The sequence below is a fragment of the Bartonella sp. B10834G3 genome, assembly GCF_016102505.1.
Lineage (GTDB): Bacteria > Pseudomonadota > Alphaproteobacteria > Rhizobiales > Rhizobiaceae > Bartonella > Bartonella choladocola.
On sequence record NZ_JACFOM010000021.1, the window covers coordinates 1 to 379 of the forward strand.

At 43.8% G+C, this 379-nt stretch carries 1 protein-coding gene; it reads right to left on the minus strand.

Annotated features, from left to right (window positions below; genetic code table 11):
* The coding region (locus H3S94_RS11775; RefSeq protein WP_198241183.1) for a hypothetical protein at positions 1-317 on the minus strand (317 nt) is incomplete at its 3' end.
* Positions 318-379 lie beyond the last annotated feature (62 nt).

The window sequence follows — 379 nt, forward strand, 5'->3', positions numbered from 1 at the left end:
CGTATGATAGCAACGCCCTGTTCGTCGGTTGTGCTCGTAATTTCAGAAGCACTGCGTGTCAGAAGAGAACCCGCTCTGCTTGAACCTTGCCCCTCGACAACGGATAAAACAACATTGTCACTATAAATATTGCTCGAATAAGGACTTTTATAAGTGCTGCGGTTACCTGTTGGATCGGTTTGCAAAATAGAAGTGGTGGTTCCGTCAAAAACTAACGTTTCTGCTAAAGATGTACTGCTGTAAAACAGTGACGCAATAAGGGTGCAAACAGACACCCCTTTTGCCCAGGTGGCCTTCCTGATCGAAGAGTTAAACATTTATACAATCCTGTAGCGAGTAAATCGAAAGTCCTGAAATGCACATTCCCGAATTTGGTTAT